Source organism: Aliinostoc maniaoense, assembly GCF_058172895.1.
Genome location: NZ_CP187952.1, coordinates 5,920,958 through 5,940,872, shown reverse-complemented (window position 1 = coordinate 5,940,872; position 19,915 = coordinate 5,920,958). Strand labels below are relative to the sequence as shown.

General features: G+C 41.2%; 15 protein-coding genes and 1 tRNA gene. 8 read left to right on the top strand and 8 right to left on the bottom strand.

Translation table 11 applies throughout. The features are described from left to right. Nucleotides 1-427 precede the first annotated feature (427 nt). Nucleotides 428-4,363, top strand: coding sequence for a hypothetical protein (locus ACPZ3T_RS25945; protein WP_490272306.1), 3,936 nt, complete (start codon nucleotides 428-430; stop codon nucleotides 4,361-4,363). A gap of 163 nt (nucleotides 4,364-4,526) precedes the next feature. Here the strand turns inward: ACPZ3T_RS25945 and ACPZ3T_RS25940 are convergent, their stop codons facing one another. The 5 genes from ACPZ3T_RS25940 to ACPZ3T_RS25920 all read right to left on the bottom strand — a co-directional run bounded on the left by ACPZ3T_RS25940 (nucleotide 4,527) and on the right by ACPZ3T_RS25920 (nucleotide 8,592). After that, nucleotides 4,527-5,366, bottom strand: coding sequence for a carbohydrate ABC transporter permease (locus ACPZ3T_RS25940; RefSeq protein ID WP_490277374.1), 840 nt, complete (start codon nucleotides 5,364-5,366; stop codon nucleotides 4,527-4,529). 49 nt (nucleotides 5,367-5,415) lie between these two features. Continuing rightward, nucleotides 5,416-5,985 (bottom strand): 5-formyltetrahydrofolate cyclo-ligase, encoded by a 570-nt coding sequence (locus tag ACPZ3T_RS25935; protein WP_490272305.1) that lies wholly within the window; start codon nucleotides 5,983-5,985, stop codon nucleotides 5,416-5,418. Between the two features lie 176 nt (nucleotides 5,986-6,161). Beyond that, nucleotides 6,162-7,106, bottom strand: coding sequence for a GDP-L-fucose synthase family protein (locus ACPZ3T_RS25930; protein WP_490272304.1), 945 nt, complete (start codon nucleotides 7,104-7,106; stop codon nucleotides 6,162-6,164). 24 nt (nucleotides 7,107-7,130) lie between these two features. Then, a complete protein-coding gene (gene gmd / locus ACPZ3T_RS25925) occupies nucleotides 7,131-8,210 on the bottom strand; it encodes a GDP-mannose 4,6-dehydratase (RefSeq protein ID WP_490272303.1) in 1,080 nt (359 codons plus the stop codon). A gap of 308 nt (nucleotides 8,211-8,518) precedes the next feature. Continuing rightward, a tRNA-Pro gene (locus ACPZ3T_RS25920) sits at nucleotides 8,519-8,592 on the bottom strand. 336 nt (nucleotides 8,593-8,928) lie between these two features. On the opposite strand from ACPZ3T_RS25920, the gene lipA reads away from it, so the two are divergent. The 6 genes from lipA (at nucleotide 8,929) to ACPZ3T_RS25890 (ending at nucleotide 15,621) form a co-directional block, all read left to right on the top strand. Beyond that, entirely contained in the window at nucleotides 8,929-9,822 is an 894-nt protein-coding gene (gene lipA, locus ACPZ3T_RS25915; RefSeq protein ID WP_490272302.1) for a lipoyl synthase, read from the top strand. A 32-nt stretch (nucleotides 9,823-9,854) separates the two neighbouring features. Continuing rightward, entirely contained in the window at nucleotides 9,855-10,778 is a 924-nt protein-coding gene (locus tag ACPZ3T_RS25910; RefSeq protein WP_490277373.1) for an NAD(P)H-dependent glycerol-3-phosphate dehydrogenase, read from the top strand. Nucleotides 10,779-11,398: 620 nt separating this feature from the next. After that, nucleotides 11,399-12,649 carry an RNA polymerase sigma factor SigC gene (gene sigC, locus ACPZ3T_RS25905; protein ID WP_490272301.1) on the top strand — a complete coding sequence of 417 codons (1,251 nt, stop codon included), beginning with the start codon at nucleotides 11,399-11,401 and terminating at the stop codon, nucleotides 12,647-12,649. A 353-nt stretch (nucleotides 12,650-13,002) separates the two neighbouring features. Beyond that, nucleotides 13,003-13,458, top strand: a complete 456-nt coding sequence (locus tag ACPZ3T_RS25900; RefSeq protein WP_490272300.1) for a Fur family transcriptional regulator — start codon at nucleotides 13,003-13,005, stop codon at nucleotides 13,456-13,458. Nucleotides 13,459-13,707: 249 nt separating this feature from the next. Then, nucleotides 13,708-14,607, top strand: a complete 900-nt coding sequence (locus ACPZ3T_RS25895) for a polysaccharide deacetylase family protein (protein WP_490272299.1) — start codon at nucleotides 13,708-13,710, stop codon at nucleotides 14,605-14,607. Nucleotides 14,608-14,673: 66 nt separating this feature from the next. After that, on the top strand, nucleotides 14,674-15,621 hold the full coding sequence (locus ACPZ3T_RS25890) for an NAD(P)-dependent alcohol dehydrogenase (RefSeq protein ID WP_490272298.1): 948 nt from the start codon (nucleotides 14,674-14,676) through the stop codon (nucleotides 15,619-15,621). Between the two features lie 926 nt (nucleotides 15,622-16,547). On the opposite strand, the gene ureC is transcribed toward ACPZ3T_RS25890, so the two are convergent. Further along, the gene (gene ureC / locus ACPZ3T_RS25885) at nucleotides 16,548-18,254 is read right to left on the bottom strand and encodes an urease subunit alpha (protein WP_490272297.1); all 1,707 of its coding nucleotides are present in this window, start codon (nucleotides 18,252-18,254) and stop codon (nucleotides 16,548-16,550) included. 79 nt (nucleotides 18,255-18,333) lie between these two features. On the opposite strand from ureC, the gene ACPZ3T_RS25880 reads away from it, so the two are divergent. Beyond that, entirely contained in the window at nucleotides 18,334-18,711 is a 378-nt protein-coding gene (locus ACPZ3T_RS25880) for a GxxExxY protein (protein ID WP_490277372.1), read from the top strand. 18 nt (nucleotides 18,712-18,729) lie between these two features. Here the strand turns inward: ACPZ3T_RS25880 and ACPZ3T_RS25875 are convergent, their stop codons facing one another. Continuing rightward, nucleotides 18,730-19,056 (bottom strand): urease subunit beta, encoded by a 327-nt coding sequence (locus ACPZ3T_RS25875; protein ID WP_490272296.1) that lies wholly within the window; start codon nucleotides 19,054-19,056, stop codon nucleotides 18,730-18,732. Between the two features lie 16 nt (nucleotides 19,057-19,072). Further along, the gene (locus ACPZ3T_RS25870) at nucleotides 19,073-19,846 is read right to left on the bottom strand and encodes a Uma2 family endonuclease (protein ID WP_490272295.1); all 774 of its coding nucleotides are present in this window, start codon (nucleotides 19,844-19,846) and stop codon (nucleotides 19,073-19,075) included. Between the last annotated feature and the right edge of the window lie 69 nt (nucleotides 19,847-19,915).

The window sequence follows — 19,915 nt, the reverse complement described above, 5'->3', positions numbered from 1 at the left end:
ACAAATAAGGTAATTAGAGGGTTAGACAACCATCATGATAGTAATTTGGCTTGGCGATTGGGATTTTTTTGTGTTTTTATACTATTGAAGTCATCAAGGGGTAACATCACCTTAATAACTACCATATACTAGCAATCTAAGAATATTATTGTGTTCTAGGATTACTACTGGCTCAAACATATAGTGATTTTTCTGGGAATGGGGTACATGGGTACGGAAGGCTTTGCGCCCCGACAAGAAGATGTATTTTACTCAAACCATACTTGCTATATGTTGTCAAATGGCGATCGCCTGGGGCAAATTTACATAACTCTACAACTTCCAGTTATCAAGACCACAATTACACTGAGTCATATTTTGTACTTGAGTAATTGTAAATTAACTTTCACAATCAGTTAACCTCAAATTTTAGCTAAGGTAATTTAAAGTGACTTTCCGCAACGATGAAATTCAACAACTAATTGCAGATATTGACAACTTACTCAACAGCAATAGTACGCGCCTGTCTAGGCTGCTGTCTAGTCAGGCGCAAGAGCCAAAAGAAGTTTTAGAAAGAACGCGGCATTTTTTAATTAAGTTACAACAGTCTGAGACATTAGAACAATCTCCCGCCAATTTGTCTGGGGAACAATCCCCAAAATCGCCTTTGTTGGCCAAATTTATTGATCAAAGTCAGAATCACGCTACATCCTCAGCCATTCCCACTCATCATGAATATACTCATGGTGTGGCTGAACAATTAAAAAATGAATTATCTGCCGCCTGTATCCAGCCTTTGCAAGCAGAAATTGCCGCACTATTGCAAGAACGGACAGTTTTAGCTCAAGAAATTAGACAACTAGAACAAAAGCGATTACATAATTACTCTTTAAGTCAACAACTTGCTAACCAAGAACAAATTATTACTGAATTTTTACAAGTTTTGATGAGTCGCCTCGCACCGACATTAATCTCAAAAATAGGTGAGGCAGGAGTAAGTTATCCTCATGAAGTTAACAATGATCATCAAAGCCATCTAGAACCTACAGCCGCTAATAGTCCAACCTTGTGGGAATCTTCTGCAAAAACAGAGCAGTTAACCCAGCTAGCACAAGAATTAGATCAGCGTTTGTTGTCTTTAGATGGAACTTTAAATGTTGTATTTGATGTGCTGCAACGTAATATTAATACTTATCATGAATCTTTGTCTCAATCCCTGGAAAGGATGCACAGCAAGGGTTTGCAAGGTGAACAATTATTGATAAATCTATTGAGTAATTGGACACAAAATATATCTAGTTTGTCAGTAACTAATCCTCAATTACCAAATCAAACTCCTGCCACTCCACCACCAGGATTTAGTCCCGTGACACCAGATTTATCAGCGTCAACTGAGACTAATCTAGTAGAATCACAGCCTTTATTTACAGATACAGACGCATCTAGCGATCGCCCCTCAACAACAGAATTTGAGGCATTAATGACTGATGAATTAGATGCCATGCTGTTAGAACTGGGTGGTGAACAACCTATATCTACTGAAAATTTAACTACCCCAGATATTTTATCTGAGGATAATAGGGAATCAACCGATGATGAAGTTGATTTAATTTACGCCAGTTTATTTGGTAATGAAAATTATTTAATCAATGCCCTTTTAGAATTAAATTCCCCGTCAGTAACGCCAGAGTTACCAGATTTAGATAATGTTGATGAAAGTGTAGCGATCGCACCTCAAACCACATCTGACGATATTCTGGCTGAGGTAGACACGGCCGCAATGATGCCCGATGCTTGGTTTGACCAATCAGATAGCGATTTTTTTGCTGATCCTCAAACTCAAGATATCCCAGATCCGCCCCAAGATTCCCCAGACTCATTATCGTTTGCTCCAGCAACTGCCGCACCAGACCTAGGAGCAATACAGCCCAGCGATGAAGATACAATTACATCTTTAATAGATTTATTTGCAGATGTAGATATTGAAGCACTGGCGCAAAAATCGGCAAGTCCAGAAACTATCACACCTCCTACTCCCACAACACTAGAACCAATACCAGAACAGTTACCCCTAGCGGCGGCGATAGAGGACTCACCCGTAATGATGCCCACCGTTGAGGAAAAGCCACCAACATTCCCCCACACAACACCAGAACACTCACCAGAAGAATTTATTCCCGCTTCCCCCCAAGAAAATTTACTCTCACCAGAAGTCAATGAGTTAGCCAATCTACCAGATATTTCTCTCAATGAAGAGCAATGGCTAAAATTACACCAAGATTTAGCCAAGTTGGATGAACCAAGCCCACAGTCACCAAAATCACCAGTAATTGGGGTGGAAAGTGCTGATTTTTGGGTTAGTGATGAGCTAGGCAAAACAGCAGAAGTAACAGAAAATACATTGACTGTAGACACACAAACCCCCTTAGACTCTAACCCCACTGAAAAAAAAAAGGAAGCCACAACCACAGAGGGCGACAGTTATGTAATCACTCCTGATACTCCTAGGGATACTGTAGAAGGGGTTTGGTATTTAGGCATAGATTTAGGAACTACCGGGATTTCTGCCACCTTGTTAAATCGTTCTACTGGTGTAGTCTATCCAATTTGTTGGTCAGCAGAACAGCAACCGGGAACTAATACTTTCCAGCAATCCTTCCGTTTACCCGCAGAGGTTTATCTACCTAATACTTCTATCCCTCCCAAACAAGCTGACGGCACGGATGAGAGCATGAAAAATCATCTGTACTCCGCTCAGTTAAAACCATATTTACAGGTAGCAATTCCCTATAAAAATGCACAACAAAAATGGCAACCTGTACTGCAATTTAACCAATTCTCGGCGGGGCCGTTAATTTGGATAGTGCGATCGCTCTCCAAGTTACTTTTAACCCTCAAAGCAGACCGCGACAGCACCACACAAGGCTTAATTGCTACAGCCGTGGGCTTAGATGAAAGCACCTTTCACCGAATTATTGAGAATATTACTGGTGTGATTTGCAACGCACCATCTAGTTGGTCGGAACAATATCGCTTTAATGTGCGGGAAGCTTTACTCACAAGTAAATTAGTGCAACATCCCCAACAAGTATTTTTTATAGAAGAAGCGATCGCTAGTTTACTCAGCATCCTCAATGGTGCTAATGGTGAGACAGTACAATTTAGCACTCACCAAGGTTTAACCCCATCTGCAAGCAGCGATTATGCGATCGTTGGTCATACCCTAGTGATGAATCTTGGCGCAACCGCGACAGAAATGACCTTAGTTGATCTGCCAACTTCCCATAGCTTAGGAGAACTCACCCATAATCATTTCCTACTCCACGGTTTTGCCTATGCCAGTAAAGGAATTGAGCAAGATATTATCTGTCAATTATTATTACCGCCCAAATATCGCCAATCTCGTGGAGAAAAGCCACAAGCTAGTTCCGAAACTGATACTAACCCTTGGCAATGGCAATCAGCCTTTCCAGATTTAGACACAGCCGAGTGGGAAAGTTTAGGTTTGGCAGATTTAGAATTACCCCGCGTGGGAGAACCAGATATCCAGGCGCGGATTTTCTTACAACAGCGTCTAGAAAGTTCCCTACTAGGACAAGCTGTATTAGATGCAGCCCTAGCTTTAAAACTGATTTTACAACGCCAAGAGTCTTTTAGCTTTGAATTAGCAGATCAACGCTGGACTTTACAGCGTCGAGATTTAGAAACTCAGGTATTAGTCCCCTTTGTGCGTCGTCTCAATCGAGAACTCAATAAATTATTAGTAGCCCGTGGTATTCCCACAGAAGCAATTAACCAAGCGATTTTAAGTGGCGGCGTGGCTACTTTAGACGTAATTAATCGTTGGTTGCGTCAAAAACTCCCCAACGCCAAGATCATCCAAGATACATACCTAGGTGACAATGGCATTCCTAACTGTAGTCGCGTCGCCTATGGTTTAGCGGTACTACCCCTACATCCTCAAGTGTTAGAAGAATCTCGTCATCAATATACAGATTATTTTCTGTTTACAGAATTACTGCGACTCTTACCAGACAGAACCCTAGCATTTGGGGAAGTGCTACAACTATTTGAAGCCCGTGGTATCAACACCACCAACTGTCAGCAAAGACTCCTAGCCTTCTTAGAAGGGGAATTACCTCCCGGTTTAATTCCTGTCTCCCCCGAATCTAGTTGGCTTACCCAAGACTCTGAATCTAACTCAGATTATCAGGTAATTTTTACTACGCCACTATTTGAGAAACAAGGTAATCTCACTTATCGTCCCAATTTCTCAAAACTGCAAATTGTCCACCGTTATTTAGATGCCATGAAAGCCAGCACTCAACAGTCTTTGGATGAACCTTATACTATTAATTTTCAGGGTGTAGGGGTAGGGTGTTGATTTTGTACATAATAAGTAATAAGTAATACCGTTTCTTCATGAAGATGCGCTTTATTCTGGACTGTAGAGACGTTGCATGCAACGTCTCTACATCATTTATTTGGTACAACTTCATAGAGAATTGGTATCATGTGTTTACAAATTACAAATTACGAATTACGAATTACCCCTTAACTCCACTTCCTGTATCAGTGGCGACAATATAACGCTGTAAAATCAGGAACAGTAATAATACAGGTGCGATCGCAATTACTGAACCAGCCGCTACTAAACGCCAGTCTAGAGAAAATGTCCCCGCTAACTTGGCTACTCCCAAGGGCAAGGTGTATAAATTTTCATCTTGAATGACTATTAGAGGCCACAAAAAGTCACTCCATGAACCAATAAACACAAAAATAGCGAGAGTCACTAGTGCTGGTCTAACGGCTGGTAACATAATATGCCACCATAAACCTAATTCAGAACTGCCATCCATGCGGGCAGCTTCTTCTATTTCTTTGGGAACACCCATAAAAGCTTGTCTCAATAGAAAAATCCCAAAGGCAGAAGCCAAGCTAGGGAAAATCATTCCCAAATAAGTATTTCTCAAGCCTAACTGCACCGTCAAAATATACAGGGGTATCATCACGATCTGGAAAGGAATCATAATAGTAGAAACGATCGCAATAAAAATGCCATTCCTCCCCGGAAATGATAGCCGTGCTAAGGGATAAGCCGCTAAGGAACAAAAGAGTAAATTTAAACCTACAGTCAGCATTGCTACCAATGTACTGTTATAAAGGTACTGCCCAAAAGGTAAAGATTGCCATACCTTAGAGAAGTTTTCTAGGGTAGGTTCACTAGGTAATAACTGGGGTGGCGATTGTAAAATATTTTCTGTGGGTGATTTTAAAGCGGTGCTAATTAGCCACAGTAGGGGGAAAAGTGTAATAATGGCGATCGCACCTAGTAACATATACATTGCGATCATTTGCCAGCGTGAATCTAGAGTTTTCTGAGTCATAGCAATTATGGATTTATCCAGTTCCATTATCTCGCTTCGCTAGTAGTGGCTACGGGAAAAATCCAGTTTCTGTAATCACTGCTTGTAAGGGTTTATCCCAACTTTCAATCGGTAATTGTGGTATGCGCGCAAAGTTGAATGTCAGCCCGAAAGTAGGTTTGTTTGCCCATGCTGGTGAACTCAGTAAGCGATCATAATACCCGCCACCATAACCTAAACGATATCCCCCATAGTCGCAAGCTACGCTGGGAACGAGAATTAAATCTACAGTTTCAGGATTGATAATTGGGCTGTCAGGATGGGGTTCTTGAATACCATAGGAATTAATTTGTAAAGATTCTCCAGGTTGCCAGCTATACCAATGTAGAGATTCACCAATGCAGCGTGGAAATCCCCAGCGATAGCGATTATTTGTAAATAGGGGACTCAAGTCAGGTTCTTGACGAAAACTGAAATAAGCAAGTATAGTTTTTGCTTCCGTGAAGAGAGTAGAAGCTTGTAATATTTTACATATGCGATCGCTCTTGTCTTGCCATTCTCTTACAGACATCGACTGCCGAGTTTTTAATAGCGTCCGCCGTAATTTTGTTTTATGAAGTTGATAATCAACTTTATCCATGAGAATTTGTGCAGTGAATAAATACCCCTCATGAACTCCGTACACCAGAACACATGAAAAAGTCTTTCCCTTACACCCCTACACCCCTACACCCTTACACCCCTGTTTCAAGCTAGGTAATAGGTCAAGGGTTAATGGTTATAGTTTCCCATTCCCCCAACCCTATACCCTATGCCCTATGCAGCATTTTGACGATACCAGTCAATAGTATTCTTCAATCCCTGCCGGAAATCTACTTGGGCAGTGAAATTAAAGGCTTGTTTTGCCCTTTCGGTATCCAAACAACGACGGGGTTGACCATTTGGTTTATCTGTTTCCCAAATAATGTCGCCGTCAAATTCCATCAGTTCACAAATGAGAGTGACTAAATCACGGATGGAGATTTCCGAACCAGTTCCTAAATTGACTGGTTCAGACTCATGATAAAACTGTGTACCCATGACAATGCCCCGTGCGGCATCTTCTGAATATAAAAACTCACGGGTAGGACTGCCATCACCCCAAACGGGTAGTTGTTTATCTCCTCGCACTTGAGCTTCATGAACTTTGTGAATTAATGCTGGGATAACATGAGAACTTCTAGGATCAAAATTATCTTCCGGCCCGTATAAATTCACTGGTAATAAGTAGATACCATTAAAATTGTACTGTTGACGATAAGATTGCAGTTGCACCAAAAGAGCTTTTTTAGCAATGCCATAGGGAGCATTAGTTTCTTCTGGATAACCATTCCACAAGTCATCTTCTTTAAATGGTACTGGGGTAAATTTCGGGTAGGCGCAGATTGTACCCACACAGACAAATTTTTCTACCCCTGCTTGATAGGCAGCATGGATGAGCTGTGTCCCCATGATCAAGTTATCGTAGAATAACTCTGCTGGTTTTTCCCGATTCAAACCAATACCACCAACATGAGCCGCTAAGTGAATGATGATATCTTGTTGGTCTACTGCTCGTTGACAGTTTTCGAGAATGCGTAAATCTAATTCCCGCGATCGCGGTACAGTAATCTTGGCCAAGTCAGCCCCAGCTTTACACAACTGTTCGATTACCTGACGACCTAAAAAACCTGCCCCACCAGTGACGAGGATGCGTTTATTTTGTAGCTCTAAGGCGGTCATATTGTTATCCTTGGCAAGATTTGATTAGAAGTGCAAAGCACCCAGTTCTTGACGAATGGTAGCAAGGTCTTGAGGCAGAAGTGAACCATTGCCATTAGGTGAAGTTTGACCTAATGCTTGCAAGTCTGCTTCTACCATCAGTGCAACTAACTCTTCAAAAGTTACTGAAGGCTTCCAACCTAATTTTTGCTGGGCTTTAGTGGGGTCGCCAATTAATAAATCTACTTCAGCTGGACGGAGATAGCGATCGTCAAATTCTACGTAATCTTGCCAATCAAGATTTACATGACTAAAAGCTAGTTGCAGAAATTCCCTTACTGAATGGGTTTCACCTGTCGCAATCACATAGTCATCTGCTTGCTCTTGTTGCAACATCAACCACATTGCCCGCACATAGTCCTTAGCGTAGCCCCAATCTCTTTTAGCATCCAAATTACCCATGTAGATTTTTTTCTGTTTACCAGCTACAATCCGAGCCACGGCTCTGGTAATTTTGCGGGTGACAAAGGTTTCCCCCCGTCGTGGTGATTCATGGTTAAATAAAATACCATTACAAGCAAACATCCCGTAAGATTCACGGTAATTTACAGTTTGCCAATGAGCATAAACCTTCGCACAGGCATAGGGACTCCGGGGATAGAAAGGTGTGGTTTCGCTTTGGGGTACTGCCTGTACTAAACCATACATTTCTGAAGAACCAGCTTGATAAAAGCGTACTTGAATCCCAGTACGCTGTTGATAATCTCGGATAGCTTCTAGTAATCGTAGCGTTCCCATCCCTACGGCATCTACTGTATATTCTGGTGAATCAAAGCTCACCCGAACATGGGATTGTGCGCCCAAATTGTAAATTTCTGTAGGTTGGACTTCTTCTAGAATCCGTCTGAGTGTTGTACCATCGGTCAAATCACCGTAATGCAGAAATAACCGCACGCCTTCTTTATGAGGATCTTCGTAAATATGGTCAATACGGTCAGTATTGAAGGTAGAAGTCCGGCGAATTATACCATGTACTTCGTAACCTTGCTCTAGTAAAAATTCACTCAGGTATGAACCATCTTGACCAGTAATACCAGTAATTAAGGCGCGTTTGTTTTCTGTCATGCTATTTTTATTCCTTTTTGTCCCTATTAAATATATGTAGTCCAATTTACACAAACTAGCAGTTAATTGCCAAATTGCCTAATGGGAAACCTACGAATTTTCAGGATAGGAGGATTTTATCGTAAATAAATATACTGACAAACAACTAAGTTTGATCAGGAAATCTAGCTGTAACCAGCTATCATCAAGATATGTAGACGGTTAAGCCAAATTTATCTTTGCGAAAAATTCATACACGAGAGTTTATTTATTAAGAGTAAATAAACTTATACCAGTTTGACAAATCATTGGTGGCTCTACAATCAAAATCGGGATGACTGGATTCGAACCAGCGGCCCCTTCGTCCCGAACGAAGTGCGCTACCAAGCTGCGCTACATCCCGTAAATTTGCACATATTCCTAAACATAGCACAAATTCTCAATACTCAATAGTCAATCAATTTTGGATTTTGGATTTAATCTAAAATCCGGTGAATCAATAGTCATTACTTTTTCTGCCCTGTTCTCATACATATATATATAGGACTCATATTTGATTTCTGAAAAAAACTCAGTAGACTTTTATTCCTTCTTACCTGTTCCCCGTTCCTTCAACCCCGTTCCCTTCCTACGCAAATGTTTTCACGAATCAAATCGGATTCCTATAGTTAAATATCTTCAGCAAGGGATTTGCTTGCTAGGATTAGATTTGTACAACTTTGAGTGGTAAGGGCAGATTGTGACTGTTAAACCAGATTGGTTGCGAGTAAAAGCACCTCAATGGCAACGTGTTGGTAATGTCAAAGAGATTTTGCGAGATTTAGCACTTAATACAGTGTGTGAGGAAGCTTCCTGTCCCAATATTGGCGAATGCTTCCAAGCTGGAACGGCTACATTTTTAATTATGGGGCCGGCTTGCACTCGTGCCTGTCCTTACTGTGATATTGACTTTGAGAAAAAACCCAAAGCTTTAGATCCCACAGAACCAGCACGATTAGCAGAAGCTGTCCGCCGGATGAAACTCAATCATGTGGTAATCACCTCTGTGAATAGAGATGACTTAGCAGACGGTGGTGCGGCTCAATTTGTGCAGTGCATCGAAGCAGTGCGGGCAGTTTCACCAAATACCACAATTGAAGTACTGATTCCTGATTTATGTGGTAACTGGGATGCTTTACAGATGATTTTGCAAGCTGCACCGGAGGTATTAAACCATAATACAGAAACAGTCCCCCGTCTATATCGACGGGTGCGACCCCAAGGAAATTACGATCGCACCTTAGAATTAATACAGCGATCGCGCCAAATAGCTCCTTGGCTTTACACTAAATCTGGGATAATGGTGGGATTGGGTGAAACCGATGCCGAAATTCGCCAAGTCATGCAAGACCTACGCTCTGTAGATTGTGATATCTTAACCATTGGACAGTACCTCCAACCCAGCCAAAAACACTTGCAAGTACAAGGTTTTATTCCTCCAGAACAATTTGCTGCCTGGGAAGCTTACGGTAAAGAACTAGGATTTTTACAAGTTGTTTCTTCTCCTTTAACTAGAAGTTCCTATCATGCCGAGCAAGTACGAGAACTGATGCAACTTTATCCACGCCAGAGAGTGCTGAGTGTTGAATGTTGAATGTTGAATTTTAAATTTTGAATTTTTGAGTGGTGCAAGAAAAGACAGTAGCAATTTTGGGTGCAGGTGCTTGGGGTGCAGCTTTGGCAAAGCTAGCAGCAGAAAATGGTAATAGAGTGCGTGTATGGTCACGCCAAGGATCTGCAACATTGGCAGATGTTTTACAAGATGTTGACATAATTCTGTCTGCTATATCCATGAAAGGAGTGAGAGAAGTTGCATTTCAAGTACATTCTTTCACCCTTTCACCAGAAACTATATTTGTGACGGCCACAAAAGGACTAGAACCACAAACTATCTGTACGCCGTCACAAATTTGGCAATCAACATTTCCCCAAAATCCCGTAGTTGTCCTATCGGGGCCGAATTTATCTAAAGAAATTGAACAATCATTACCAGCCGCCACAGTCGTAGCTAGTGATAATGCGACAGCCGCCGCAACAGTACAGATGGTATTTTCTTCGGCGCGGTTTCGAGTTTATACCAATCCTGATCCGGTGGGAGTAGAACTAGGTGGTACACTCAAAAACGTAATGGCGATCGCAGCTGGAGTATGTGACGGTTTACATTTAGGCACTAATGCCAAAGCCGCTTTAGTCACTCGCGGACTCACAGAAATGGTTCGCATTGGCAATTATTGGGGAGCAAAGACGGAAACCTTTTATGGTTTATCTGGTCTAGGAGATTTGTTAGCCACCTGTAATAGTCCATTAAGTCGTAATTACCAAGTTGGCTATCAACTTGCTGGTGCTAAGTCACTACCAGAAATTCTTGCTAAATTACCAGGAACTGCCGAAGGGGTCAATACTTGTCAGGTATTAGTACAACTAGCTAGGGAAAAAAATATAATTATCCCGATTACCGAGCAAGTTTATCGATTATTACAAGGTGAAGTTACTCCCAGACAAGCCCTTGATGAACTTATGCTCCGAGATATTAAACCAGAGTACCAGTGAATAGGGGACTGGGGATTGGGGACTGGGGACTGGGGACAGCTTATATATTTTTAAGCTGAACCTGTACATTGCTAGGCCGAAATATGAAGACAGGTTGAACAAATGCTAACTAAGTGTAAAGTGTTGATGAAAAACTGCTAATTCTGAACAATTTAATAATTGAAAGTATCACTTGTAACAGACTACTCAAGCACCTGTGATCATCTATATACCTTGATTTATTCCCAAAAAATCCCTAGAAAAAATTAGAAAATCGTCAGGAAATTACTTTCATATCCATGTAGATGTGACTATACCGATAAGAAACATAGTTTCCACTGAAATATGTTTATACAAAGTACCAAAGTAGCAATTAATATCTATCAATGTTGAAATGCGGACTCGGTAGTTCGGAATTTACAGCCTAATTGTGGACTTGAATAGCTATTGTTTCAATCAAAAATTCAGCAGCCGAGCCTAGTTCGGTTTGAATGCTTGACACAGACCCAGTAAATTTGTTTTGCAAAAAAACATTACTGGAAGTCTTAACCGTGTTAGTTCATCTAAAATCACGGGAACAATAGCAACAGTTAAATAGCTGACCGCAATCTATTGTTACCTGGAGCCATAGAGACGATTTTATGCCAGCAACATCTTTTTACGCAGATGCCGCCTACAATACCCAAAAATCCCGCCAGGTTTTAGACCCTGATCTGACAGTTGATGACGGGGAGTTTTCAGTAGATGATCTCCAAGAATTGGAAATCGCTGCTGCTGATCCCAATAACTTTGCTGCTAACGGTAATCGCCGCAGTACAGACTTAGTGCGTCTATATCTTCAAGAAATCGGCCGAGTACGGTTGCTAGGCCGTGATGAAGAAGTTTCTGAGGCGCAAAAAGTCCAGCGTTACCTAAGATTGCGGACAGTGCTAGCCAACGCAGCCAAACAAGGAGACGCAGTAGCTACTCCTTATCTCAACTTAATTGAAGTGCAAGAGCGTTTGGCATCCGAGTTAGGACACCGCCCTTCTTTGGAAAGGTGGGCTAATACCGCAGGTGTGAAGGTATCTGATCTCAAGCCGATTTTATCAGAAGGTAAGCGTCGTTGGGCAGAAATTGCCAAAATGACTGTAGAAGAATTGGAGCAAATCCAATCTAACGGACTGCAAGCAAAGGAACACATGATCAAGGCTAATTTGCGCTTGGTTGTGTCTGTTGCTAAGAAGTATCAAAATCGCGGTTTGGAATTGTTGGATTTAGTCCAAGAAGGAACTCTTGGTCTAGAACGAGCAGTAGAAAAATTTGACCCTACTAAGGGATATCGCTTTAGTACCTATGCCTATTGGTGGATTCGTCAAGGAATTACCAGAGCGATCGCCACCTCTAGCCGCACGATTCGTCTTCCTGTTCACATCACCGAAAAACTCAACAAAATTAAAAAAGCTCAACGCAAAATTGCCCAAGAAAAAGGTCGTACTCCTACTTTAGAAGACCTAGCAATTGAGTTAGAAATGACACCTACTCAAGTCCGGGAAGTTTTGCTAAGAGTACCTCGTTCTGTTTCTTTAGAAACTAAAGTAGGTAAAGATAAAGATACTGAGTTAGGTGAATTATTGGAAACCGATGGTGTTACTCCTGAAGAAATGTTAATGCGAGAATCTTTACAAAGAGACTTGCAACATTTGTTAGCAGATTTAACCAGTCGGGAAAGGGATGTGATTCTGATGCGCTTTGGTTTAGCTGATGGTCATCCTTACTCATTAGCTGAAATTGGCCGCGCCCTTGATTTATCACGGGAACGAGTCCGCCAAATTGAGTCTAAAGCGTTACAAAAACTCCGCCAACCCAAGCGTCGCAACCTCATCCGCGATTATTTGGAATCTTTGAGTTAGTGGAAATAGTCAATAGTCAACAGTCAATAGTCAATGGTTAATAGTCAACAAAATTTTAACTATAGATTGTTGACTCTGGACTATTTATTTACACACAAATTTTTTGATCCCTACTCCTCAAGGCTATCTGTTCTTTATAAGAAATTTTTAGCAATTAGTGATAGCATTATTTATATTGCCTATCTCTGCTAGACATATTAAAAGTCGGGATCAGAGATGATTAGTTCTATCTTCTCGACTTGATCAATTATTTTTAAAATTTAATAAATATTCGCAATAAGCAATAGTTGTTGCAAATAACTCTAATTATTTGCTATATTCTCAATTAATAGGCTTTGTTGAGAAAAATTAGTATGACTGTCTACACAACTAGTGCGCTCAAGGCTGAATTAAACGAACGCGGTTGGCGTTTAACTCCCCAGCGAGAAACTATATTACACATTTTTCAAGAACTCCCTCAAGGTGAGCATTTAAGTGCTGAGGATTTGTATCATCGTTTAGAAGGGGATGGAGAAGGAATTAGCCTTTCAACTATCTACCGGACTTTGAAATTGATGGCACGAATGGGGATCTTAAGGGAACTTGAACTCGGAGAAGGACATAAGCACTACGAAATCAACCAACCTTATCCCCATCACCATCATCACTTGATTTGCGTGCGTTGTAACGCAACCATTGAGTTCAAAAATGACTCGATTTTGAAAATTGGGGCTAAAACTGCTCAAAAAGAAGGTTTTCACCTACTTGATTGCCAAATGACTATCCATGCTATATGTCCTAAATGCCAAAGGGCATTGATGCCACTTTAGCCTCATGTGCAACAAGGCAAAAGGCAAAAGGCAAAAGTCTAAGTGCTGGTTTAATGAGCTTTTTGCCTATTTTCAGATGGTGGCTTTATGAAACGTGATGCTTAAATCCCCGGCTAAATCCGGGGAATAATATTATTTGAGTATTGAATTGATATGATGTTCCGGTAATTAGTTATGGTTAAACCGCAAGTTCAATTCACTACTAGCTACTGAATAATCTGATTTATTTGGTGCAAAACAGCTAGGAAAATGACAGATAATCAGCAAGAAATTTTAGAACATTCTCAAAAAACTCACAATTTCCCCTTGAGGTTAGGTATAGTTTCCGTAATCTCATGGACAGTGCTTAACTTTAATTATACTGAACCTACATTACCAATTTTGGGATTTCATGGTCTTGTAGATATGCAGAATAAATCTCTAGCTGTCAATACTAATGAAATGCAGTATTCTCAACAAGAGCTAGAGAAAATATTAGAGTATTTGGTTGTGAATGACTACTGGTTTTTATCAACTCAAGAATTATATGAATTTTTTTTAAGTAAATCCAAAGCAATTCCAGCTAAAAATCGGCAACAAAAGCCAATTATGATTTCTTTTGATGATGGGTATAAATCAGTACATACAAAATTAATGCCTATCCTATTAAAACTAGAAAAAAAATATCAGAAACAAATAAAAGTTGTATTATTTATCAATCCGGGTAATTTAGCCAAAGCAGGATTTAATAGTAAAACCCACTTGGGATGTCAGGAATTAAGACAAGGTTTACAAAAGGGTTTTTATGATATTCAATCTCACGGATTGACACATAAAGATTTAACTAAATTATCACGCCGAGAGTTACTTAGGGAACTTGTACAAGCTAGAACAATATTAAGAGAGTGTACACAAGATTTAGACCCAGAACAGAGAGTAGCATCTCATTTTGCCTATCCCTATGGTGCTACTAATAAACAGGTAGTATCATACGTTTCTAGATATTATCTCACTGGTTATTTGTATAATAACGAAGTTTTAAATCATACTTGTATCAACAATTATTATCAGATTCCCCGTTTAATGGTGAATCGACAAAAATCACCTCAAGAACTCATACAAATGGCAGAAAACCAACATCCAGTTACTAAACAAAATCAAGAGTGTTGAGAGTTACTCAATCAACATCTAACGGTTACACTAAACTTATAAACACAGGGTAGCAGGAGGAATGCTATGAAGGCAGTCGTTATCCGGCGATATGGGGCTACTGATGTTTTACAGTATGAAGAATTAGAGCAGCCGCAAATTCAACCTAACCAATTACTTGTGAGGGTGTATGCTAGCAGCGTTAACCCCATTGACTGGAAAACTCGCAAAGGAATGTTGAGTTTGTTGACAGGGAATAAATTCCCGATGATTTTGGGATTTGATGTGGCGGGGGAAGTAGTTGCTGTTGGTTCGCAAGTCACTCGGTTTCAAGTGGGGGATGCAATTTACGGTAGCACTACGTTTCCGGGGGGAGCTTATGCAGAGTTTGCGGCTATTCCCGAAAATTTTGCGGCTCTCAAACCAGCAAATTTGAGCTATGAGGAAGCGGCAACTGTACCTTTAGCCGCCATGACAGCACTGCAATCTTTGCGCGATTTGGGTCATATTCTCCCCAGACAAAAGGTGTTAATTAATGGTGCTGCGGGTGGGGTAGGGATATTTGCAGTGCAAATTGCTAAAGCTTTAGAGGCTGAGGTGACAGGGGTTTGTAGTACGAGAAATTTAGAGTTTGTGAAATCTTTAGGCGCAGATAAGGTAATTGATTATACACAACAAGATTTTACAACCGAGAAGATACAATACGATATTATCTTTGATGTGGTAGCCAAGCGATCGCTCGCTGATTGCAAAAAAGTTCTCAAACCCAATGGCGTATTTGTCAGTACTCTACCCAACCCAGACGTTTTGATTCAGGGTTTTTTCTCTATCTTTCTTCCTGGTCAAAAGGCAAAGTTGATTCTGGAGAAACCCAACTCCCAAGACTTAGTTTATCTAAAAGAGTTAATTGAAGCTGGAAAAGTGAGAACTGTGATTGACCGCACCTATCCCCTACAGGAACTAGCGGCGGCTCATGGGTATAGCGAAAGTGAACGCGCTGTAGGTAAAATTGCGATTTCCTGCGGTGGGGTGTAGGAATAATTATTGTTGGAATATGGTAGGGTGTGTTACGGCAGTGTGATGATTTGAGTATGCGCGACAGTATAAATTGCCGTAACGCACCATAATCATACGGTGCGTTATAAGTAAGTCGGCGAGAAAAAAACAAACTACATTAAGTAATGTAAAATTTAATTGAATCGGCTTGTAGTAAGGGCTTTAGCCCTTAAGAGAGGACTAAAGTCCCTACTACAAACCTTGAATTATTCACGCCGTTCTACTTACCATTTCACGAAATTATTGATACAAATCATTTCTCTTGCTCCCCCTGCTTCCCTAAATGTATCAATCTTAAAGTGAAACGGTATTACGCGTTGCTTGAACGCACCCTACAATTTCAGCTTTACTTTATAAATCATCTCTAAACCCTTGAAATTAAGATAAAGTTGCCAAAATGGCAACCTAACTACAACTTATCGAGTTAAATTAAGTAGAACGACTTGAAAAAACCAAACTATGTAAAGTAATGTAAAAAAAATGAATTTAGTTCGTAGTAAGGACTTTAGTCCTTAAGAGAGGACTAAAGTCCTCACTACAAACCTTTAATTATTTACACCGTTCTACTTACATAGAAGTTGAAAGTTAACAATTGACGGATTTAAAACCCTGTTATTGTTAGCCTGTCATGTTAGTTTGATCTGCTAACTTTTCAAAAGAATAATTAAACTTAGCCTTTGCTGCATCAGGGATGTGTAATTTGTACAGGTTATGCCATTGATTGATAATTAGCCCCTATATGAAATGGCAATATCTGTCAAAATTCCTGAACTCTACAGCAGTAATGGCAGGGTGGGAGATAAAAGCGATTGATATGCTTTCTCCCACTCTTTTTTTCTGAATTTCTTAATTACGAATTACGTAGCTTGCTTCCGCGTAGCGGTATTACGAATTATTTTGTTGAACTAGAACAAAAAGTATCTTTGCGCCATTGGTAAAACGGTAGCGGGTTCACAGGTTAACAATTCGCCATCGGCTTTAACTTCATAGGTTTCTGGATCTACTTCTATATTAGGTAAAGCATCATTTAACTTCATATCCTGTTTAGTTAATTGACGTGTTCCTGAAACCGCAACGGCTGATTTTTTTAAACCCAACTGGCTAGGAATTTCTCTAGCTAACGCCGCTTGGGAGACAAAGGTTAAAGATGTAGCGTGTCTCGCACCTGCAAAACTGCCAAACATCGGTCGCATATGCACAGGTTGGGGTGTGGGAATGCTGGCGTTAGCGTCTCCCATCTGTGACCATGCAATCATCCCCCCTTTAATGACTATCTCTGGTTTTACGCCAAAAAATGCTGGTCGCCACAAGCATAAATCTGCAAGTTTACCTTCCTCTACAGAACCAACATACTCAGCAACTCCATGTGTAATAGCTGGGTTAATAGTGTATTTTGCAACATATCTTTTAGCCCGCAAATTATCAGCGTCCCCATCTCCTGCAAAGCTTCCCCGTTGTAACTTCATTTTGTGGGCTGTTTGCCAAGTACGAATTATTACCTCTCCTACCCTACCCATTGCTTGGGAATCGGAGGCAATCATACTAAACGCGCCTAAGTCGTGGAGAATATCTTCGGCGGCGATGGTTTCCCGGCGGATGCGGGATTCTGCAAAGGCGACATCTTCAGCAATACTGGGGTCGAGGTGATGACATACCATCAACATATCTAGGTGTTCGTCTAGGGTGTTGAGAGTATACGGACGGGTGGGGTTGGTGGAAGATGGGAGGACGTTGGTTTCACCGCAGACTTTGATGATATCTGGTGCGTGTCCACCGCCTGCGCCTTCGGTGTGGTAGGTGTGGATGACGCGATGTTTAAAGGCGGCAATGGTATCTTCCACAAATCCGGCTTCGTTGAGGGTGTCGGTGTGAATTGCTACTTGCACATCATACTCATCGGCGACACTGAGACAGGTATCAATAGTGGCTGGTGTTGTTCCCCAGTCTTCATGGAGTTTTAACCCCATTGCGCCGGCTGCAACTTGTTCGACTAAGCCTTGGGGTTGACTGGCGTTGCCTTTCCCTAAAAAACCTAAATTCATCGGGAAAGCATCAGCCGCTTGTAACATTCGGTACATATTCCAGGGGCCGGGGGTGCAGGTGGTGGCGTTTGTACCGGTGGCGGGGCCTGTACCACCGCCAATCATGGTTGTGATACCAGAGGCGATCGCAACTTCAATTTGTTGGGGACAGATAAAATGAATATGGCTATCAATGCCGCCAGCCGTGAGAATCATGCCCTCGCCGGCTAAGGCTTCTGTACCAGGGCCGATAATAATATCAATATTGTCTTGAATATAGGGATTACCGGCTTTACCGATTTTGAATATTTTGCCGTCTTTAATGCCGATGTCTGCTTTGACTATTCCCCACCAATCGAGGATTAAAGCGTTGGTAATGACTAAATCTACTGCACCATCAGCGTTAGAAATGGGGGATTGTCCCATACCATCGCGGATGACTTTACCGCCACCAAATTTTACTTCGTCGCCGTAGGTGGTGAAGTCTTGTTCTACTTGTATAAATAATTCTGTGTCGGCTAGGCGGATGCGATCGCCTACTGTGGGGCCGTAGGTTTCTGCGTAGGCGTGGCGAGATATTTTGTAAGGCATATTACATTCCTGGGAAGTGGGGTTAGAATTGAGTTTAAACGCAGAGGGGCGCAAAGGTAAACGCAAAGGGGCGCAGAGTATGGATGAGAATGAGTTAAGTAGAGTGATTATTGGTTGTGGGATGCGGGTGCATACGGCTTTGGGGCCTGGGTTGTTGGAGTCGGCTTATGAGGAGTGTTTGCATTATGAGTTGAAGCAGCAGGGATGTCATGTTGGTAGGCAAATTTCCTTACCCCTGGTGTATAAGGAGGTGGAGTTGGATTGTGTTTACCGTTTGGATTTGATTGTTAATAATAAGGTAGTAATTGAAGTCAAGTCTGTAGAATCTCTCAAACCCATCCACGCAGTACAACTTCTCACCTACCTGAAACTCACCCACTGTAAACTCGGACTCCTCCTCAACTTCAACGTTATTCATCTCAAAGAAGGTATCAAACGCGTAGCCAACCAACTTTAACTCTGCGTACCTTTGCGTCTACCTTTGCGTACCTTTGCGTTTAATTTCCCCATTCACCCTCCCATTAAACCCATAAACCTCCCGACTCCCAACCAAAGCCACTAAATTTACCTCCTTCTCATCCCCCGGTTCAAACCGCACTGCTGTTCCGGCAGGAATATCTAACCGCATTCCCAACGCTTGTTCTCTATCAAAATTCAGCGCATTATTCACTTCATAAAAATGAAAATGCGAACCAACTTGAATCGGGCGATCGCCTCTATTTGCTACACTTAATTTTACAGTTGCACGCCCTGTATTAAGTTCAATTTCTCCGGCTGGTGTAATGATTTCCCCTGGTATCATATGTAGTCTTTATTCCTTATAAATTTGGTAAATTATCGGGGTCGATACCTTGCGATCGCAAATACGCAATTAATCGTTCTTTTTCCTGTTGTTCTTGTTCTGCCCGTTGGCGTTCTTGTTCTGCCCGTTGGCGTTCTTGTTCAATTTTTTCTACCGCCCAAGATAACAAATTACCATCTTTATCCCACCAACGTAACCAATAACCAGTATGGGCTTCTTTTGTTCCTTGCCAAGTTCCTAAATATAAGCCCATTCCATCTACCCAATGACGACCATTTTCATCGGGTAATTTTAGTTCATAACGTCCATTTTCTAAGTTATAATATTCTAATAATCCCCCAGTTGGTTCAAAAATAATATAGATGGGAACTTGCAATATTTGCTCATAAAAAAACCATCTACCAGGCGGATAACTGCGTTTAACAGAATATTCTCCCCCATCATTATCTGAGAGAAATTCCATCACTATGAGCGGAATTTCACCTTCTAAATTTGGTGTATAACTTTTGCGATTAGTAATGACTTCTTTAACTGATGGTACATATACCCAATCTGGGGCTTTAATCACCAGTTGTTCGTTAATAGTTGCACACAATCCAAAGTTTGATGCTATCAGCATTTGGGGTTGGATGAAGCCACTGATTTCTAAACTTTCGCGTAAAGCACCAGCCAAGATAGGCTGCCCTGTATTTTCCACCGGTTCATCCTCTAGTTTGAAGTCTTTGGGTAAAGCTTCCCACTTAATATTCAGTTCAGTTTGGGGTTTGGTTTGGCTGAGTTGGCTTACCATAATCAATTCAAGATTCCAAATTAAGAAACTGATTGTCTACTGCTCTACAACTATTCTGACTTAAAATTT

Excerpts from the sequence above, each read along its gene's own strand:
- ACPZ3T_RS25895 (WP_490272299.1), top strand. The coding sequence starts at position 13,708 with ATGACAGATAATCAGCAAGAAATTTTAGAACATTCTCAAAAAACTCAC.
- ACPZ3T_RS25870 (WP_490272295.1), bottom strand. The coding sequence starts at position 19,846 with ATGGTAAGCCAACTCAGCCAAACCAAACCCCAAACTGAACTGAATATT.
- ACPZ3T_RS25935 (WP_490272305.1), bottom strand. The coding sequence starts at position 5,985 with ATGGATAAAGTTGATTATCAACTTCATAAAACAAAATTACGGCGGACG.
- ACPZ3T_RS25880 (WP_490277372.1), top strand. The coding sequence starts at position 18,334 with ATGGATGAGAATGAGTTAAGTAGAGTGATTATTGGTTGTGGGATGCGG.
- ACPZ3T_RS25875 (WP_490272296.1), bottom strand. The coding sequence starts at position 19,056 with ATGATACCAGGGGAAATCATTACACCAGCCGGAGAAATTGAACTTAAT.
- sigC (WP_490272301.1), top strand. The coding sequence starts at position 11,399 with ATGCCAGCAACATCTTTTTACGCAGATGCCGCCTACAATACCCAAAAA.
- ACPZ3T_RS25900 (WP_490272300.1), top strand. The coding sequence starts at position 13,003 with ATGACTGTCTACACAACTAGTGCGCTCAAGGCTGAATTAAACGAACGC.
- ACPZ3T_RS25890 (WP_490272298.1), top strand. The coding sequence starts at position 14,674 with ATGAAGGCAGTCGTTATCCGGCGATATGGGGCTACTGATGTTTTACAG.
- ACPZ3T_RS25930 (WP_490272304.1), bottom strand. The coding sequence starts at position 7,106 with ATGACCGCCTTAGAGCTACAAAATAAACGCATCCTCGTCACTGGTGGG.
- ACPZ3T_RS25940 (WP_490277374.1), bottom strand. The coding sequence starts at position 5,366 with ATGACTCAGAAAACTCTAGATTCACGCTGGCAAATGATCGCAATGTAT.
- ureC (WP_490272297.1), bottom strand. The coding sequence starts at position 18,254 with ATGCCTTACAAAATATCTCGCCACGCCTACGCAGAAACCTACGGCCCC.
- gmd (WP_490272303.1), bottom strand. The coding sequence starts at position 8,210 with ATGACAGAAAACAAACGCGCCTTAATTACTGGTATTACTGGTCAAGAT.